This window comes from Desulfofundulus sp. (assembly GCF_049701015.1).
GTDB lineage: Bacteria > Bacillota > Desulfotomaculia > Desulfotomaculales > Desulfovirgulaceae > Desulfofundulus.
In genome coordinates, this window is record NZ_JBNATZ010000263.1 from 1 (window position 1) to 3,333 (window position 3,333).

3 protein-coding genes are annotated in these 3,333 nt (G+C 61.0%); all 3 read right to left on the reverse strand.

The window, feature by feature from the left end; all coding sequences use genetic code 11:
* Positions 1-1,445 (reverse strand): 2,3-bisphosphoglycerate-independent phosphoglycerate mutase (gene gpmI, locus ACPLUI_RS12820; RefSeq protein ID WP_424660648.1); only part of this gene is annotated, 1,445 nt, incomplete at its 3' end.
* Between the two features lie 70 nt (positions 1,446-1,515).
* Complete coding sequence (gene tpiA, locus ACPLUI_RS12825) at positions 1,516-2,277, reverse strand: triose-phosphate isomerase (RefSeq protein WP_424660646.1); 762 nt, start codon at positions 2,275-2,277, stop codon at positions 1,516-1,518.
* Positions 2,278-2,291: 14 nt separating this feature from the next.
* The coding region (locus ACPLUI_RS12830) for a phosphoglycerate kinase (protein WP_424660647.1) at positions 2,292-3,333 on the reverse strand (1,042 nt) is incomplete at its 5' end.

A 3,333-nucleotide genomic window follows, 5' to 3' on the forward strand; every position in this document is an offset into this window, starting at 1 on the left:
CGGAGTTTCACCCGCCCGAGATCCTCCCCGATCAGTATAAAGGGGGCACGGTTGGTGGTATGGGCGGTATGGGGGTGTCCGCCGGGGTCCAGCATTTCGTCAGCATTGCCGTGATCGGCGGTAATGATGGCCGTACCCCGCTTTTCCAGCACGGCCCCCACCACCTTTCCCAGACACCGGTCCACGGCTTCAACGGCCCTGACCGCCGCCGCCATGTCACCGGTATGGCCCACCATGTCCGCATTGGCATAATTCATAATGATTACCTGGTATTTATCCGAAGCCAGCTGCTCCAGGAAGGCATCCGTAACCTCCGGGGCACTCATCTCCGGCTTCTGGTCGTAGGTAGCAACTTTGGGAGAGGGGATTAACAGGCGGTCTTCCCCCGGGTAGGGCGTTTCCACTCCCCCGTTAAAGAAAAAGGTGACGTGGGCGTATTTTTCCGTTTCGGCCAGTCGCAACTGCTTGAGCCCCAGGCGGCTGATCACTTCTCCCAGGGTGTTCGTGGGATGGTGGGGTTCAAAAGCTACCGGGGCGTCTATGGTTTTATCGTATAGGGTCATGCAGGTAAAATGCACCCGCGGGCGGTTTGCCGGGCGCTCAAAACCGGTAAAATCCTCGTCCACGAAAGCCCGGGTGATCTGCCTGGCACGGTCGGGGCGGAAATTGTAAAAGATCACTGCGTCACCGTCTCCGATCACCGCCACGGGCTGGCCGTCCCAGGTAATCACCGTCGGCTGCACAAACTCATCGGTCTCCCCGCGCCGGTAAGATTCTTCCAGGGCCTGCAGGGCGGAAGACGCCTTCAACCCTTCCCCCAGGACCATGGCCTCATACGCCCTTCTGGTGCGGTCCCAGCGGCGGTCCCGGTCCATGGCGTAGTAACGCCCCATGACCGTCGCAACCCTGCCCGTACCCAGTTCCTGGCACTTTTCCTCAAGCTGCCGGATGTATTCCCCGGCACTGTCCGGGGGGACATCCCGCCCGTCCAGGAAACAGTGTACGTACACCTGCGGCAAATTATACCTCCTGGCCAGTTCCAGCAGGGCAAAGAGGTGGGTGATGTGGCTGTGCACGCCACCGTCGGACAAAAGACCCATCAAATGGAGCGCCCTGTGATTTGCCCGGACATGGTCCACAGCAGCCACAAGAGCTTTATTGGTGAAAAAGCTGCCGTCCCTGATGGCCCGGGTAATGCGCGTGAGCTCCTGGTAGACAATGCGCCCGGCCCCGATATTCAGGTGCCCCACCTCGGAGTTGCCCATCTGGCCGTCAGGCAGCCCCACATCCTCCCCCGATGTTCCCAGGGTGGTGTGGGGATAGGTGGCCCAAAAGCGGTCCATATTTGGTGTTCTGGCCCGGGCAATGGCATTTCCCTCTTGTTCCTCCCGCAGGCCCCAGCCGTCCAGGATGACCAGGACCATGGGGACATGCTTTATCTCCATCAGAAACCTCCAGGATGTTAAAATATCGGCCTGGCCTTTTTTGTCAGGCATCACAAGCATCGTCCGGCGACTATACCCGTAGTGCCGCCCGGACAATGGCGGCAAAGCTCTCCACCTTCAGGCTGGCACCGCCCACCAGGGCACCGTCTATATCGGGTTGTCCGAGCAGGTCGGCGGCATTTTCCGGCTTGACGCTGCCACCGTACTGGATGCGGACCTGCCGGGCCGCCTCCTCGCCACCCATCCCTGCCAGTACGCGGCGGATAAAAGCGTTGACCTCCTGGGCGTCTTCCGGCGAGGCCGTACGCCCGGTACCGATGGCCCATACAGGCTCGTAAGCCACCACCAGGCGGGCCAGCTCGGTGCCGGAAAGGCCGGCCAGTGAACGGCGCACCTGGGTACCCACAATTTTCTCCGTATCTCCCGCTTCCCTTTCCTCCAGGCGTTCGCCCACGCACACAATGGGGACGAGCCCGTGCTTCAACGCCGCCTTTACCTTGGCGTTCACATCTTCATCCCGTTCACCGAAATACTGCCGCCGCTCCGAGTGGCCCAGGATCACGTAGCGGCAGCCGGTTTCCTTCAGCATCACCGGGGAAATTTCCCCCGTATAGGCCCCTTCTTCTTCCCAGTACATATTCTGGGCACCCAGGACAATGTTGCTGTCCTCCAGTTCCCGGGCCACGGCGTGCAGGGCTGTGAACGGAGGACACACCGCCACCTCCACCCCCTGAACGCCGGCCAGGGCTCCTTTCAGCGACCGCACAAATTCTACCGCTTCGGCGACAGTCTTATACATTTTCCAGTTGCCGGCCAGAAAGGGGACACGCATGTTTTATCTCTCCCTCACTTCCCTGTATCCGTCAACACGGCCACGCCGGGTAAAACCTTCCCTTCCAGAAATTCCAGGGAGGCGCCGCCGCCGGTGGAAATATGGGACATCTTTTCAGCCACTCCGGCCTTTTCCACCGCCGCTGCCGTATCCCCCCCGCCCACGATGGTGGTGGCTTTACTTTCAGCCAGCGCTTTGGCCAGACCAATGGTGCCGGCAGCAAAGGGGGCCATCTCAAAGACACCCATGGGACCGTTCCAGACGACGGTACCGGCATTGCGCACTTCGGCGGCAAACGACTCCACCGTTTTCGGGCCGATGTCCAGGGCCATCCACTCTTCCGGTACGGCATCCACCGCCACCACCCTGGGTTCCGCGTCCGGGCGGGCAGCTTCGGCAACCACCAGGTCCACGGGCAACACGAGCTTTACACCCGCCTTTTCCGCCCGTGCCATTAAGTCACGGGCCAGAGTCACCCGGTCCGCTTCAACCAGCGACTTGCCCATGTTGAATCCCCGCGCGGCCAGGAAAGTATTGGCCATACCCCCGCCAATAAGCAGGGCGTCCACCCTGCCCAGGAGGTTTTCAATGACACCAATCTTATCGGAGACCTTGGCCCCACCCAGGATGGCCACAAAGGGACGGGTCGGGTTGGACAGGGCCTGGCTCAGCACGGTAATCTCCTTTTCCATTAAGAACCCGGCAGCGGCGGGCAAATAGTGGGCCACCCCTTCTGTGGAGGCATGTGCCCGGTGGGCGGTGCCGAAAGCGTCGTTCACATAAACGTCGGCCAGTTCAGCGAGCTGCCGGGCGAACTTTTCGTCATTCCTTTCCTCACCGGGGTAAAAGCGCACGTTTTCCAGCAGCACCACATCACCGGGTCTCATCCCGGCAATAGCTTGCTTGACTTCCTCTCCGATACAGTCATTCACCTTGACCACCGGCCTGCCCAGCAGTTCGGAGAGACGCCGGGCCACCGGGTCCATGCGGTAGCGGTCGTCCACTTTGCCTTTGGGACGACCCAAATGGGAGGCCAGGATTACCCTGGCCTGCCTG